Source organism: Geomesophilobacter sediminis (assembly GCF_016458275.1).
In the GTDB taxonomy this organism is placed as follows: Bacteria; Desulfobacterota; Desulfuromonadia; order Geobacterales; family Geobacteraceae; genus Geomesophilobacter; species Geomesophilobacter sediminis.
The window spans coordinates 1-1,188 of record NZ_JAEMHM010000046.1 but is presented as its reverse complement, the minus strand read 5'-3'; the positions used below and the strand labels follow the sequence as shown (position 1 = coordinate 1,188).

2 protein-coding genes are annotated in these 1,188 nt (G+C 58.7%); both read left to right on the top strand.

Features of this window, described 5'->3' with window-relative positions:
* Nucleotides 1–201 precede the first annotated feature (201 nt).
* On the top strand, nt 202–720 hold the full coding sequence (locus JFN93_RS25270; protein ID WP_199387168.1) for a hypothetical protein: 519 nt from the start codon (nt 202–204) through the stop codon (nt 718–720).
* Between the two features lie 12 nt (nt 721–732).
* On the top strand, nt 733–1,101 hold the full coding sequence (locus JFN93_RS25265; RefSeq protein ID WP_199387167.1) for a 4-alpha-glucanotransferase: 369 nt from the start codon (nt 733–735) through the stop codon (nt 1,099–1,101).
* Nucleotides 1,102–1,188 lie beyond the last annotated feature (87 nt).

Genomic DNA, 1,188 nt, shown 5'->3' with positions numbered 1-1,188 from the left:
TCAAAGACCAAGCCGCCGTTCGCGACAGACTCAGCAACTTACCCGAACCGCCTCCGAGTGTCAACAGGTTTTTTCCGCGAGCTGTATTTTTTTCACCACGACTTGCCCCGACCGCAGCTGGCGGGATGATGCTCCCCATTAATCGGCCTAGACAGCGCCTCATCAGATTAGCTACCATTAAGCAAAAGGAGGCGCGCTACCATGTTGAGTAAGACGTTTCGAGTGCTTATCCACGCCGACCCGGAGACACTCTGGTCGGTATTGATCGATCGCACCAAGAACCCGGGCCGATACCAAGTCGGAATAACAGAGACCCGCATCTCCTCCCCAGGGCAGCACAGCTTTATCCGCGAGAGCATCGTCCACGGCCAATCCGTCAAGGAGAGGATTACCACCGATGCCCATAACGGCGAAGTGAGCGAACTGATCCTCAGCCATCCGAGCTTCACCGGGGCACTGAGATGGAAGGTCGTCCCGACGGCACGCCAGAGTCCGGTGGCTCCGGTCTACCTCGAATGCCATGCCGAGCTCGTCCCGATAGACCTGGTCATCAGCGGCGTCCTGAGAGGCGAAGCGGAAAGCAGTATAGACATCGAAAGGGAACTCGACACGATTCGAGAGGCGGCCGAGGCAAAAGCCCGCATTCCCTTGGGAGGCGACAATCGCTACAATCCGCCCGAGCCTCCCAGAAGAAGCGAAGTCGCCCGGGGGAACCGATGAAAAAGGGCGGTAGTGGAATACTCTGCCATATCCCTTCGCTCCCCTCGCGCTTCTGTCGTCTACACCGGGCCCCACGACACGGACACCTGCCAGGGGTGGTTTGATACCGCAAGCCAGGAGGAAAAGGAGGATTACTTCCGGTACCTCGGCCGGCGAGCCGACCGGGACGTGGCGTGGGAGTTCATCAGGATGGCAGAGATATCGGTGGCAGACACCGCAATCCTTCAACTGCAGGACGTACTCGGTTTGGGCAAGGAGGCACGGATGAACACCCCGGGAGGAACCGGCGGCAACTGGCTCTGGAGGTACCGGCCGGAAAACCTGACCAGACAGCTATCGGCGCGGCTGGCAGAAATAACCAAAGTCTACGACCGAAGCTAAGGGAAAAGGCAAAGCAAAAGGCCCACCCGACGCTATGTCAGGTGGGCCTTTCAAATAAATTCCCTGCGGCGACCTACTCTCCCACAC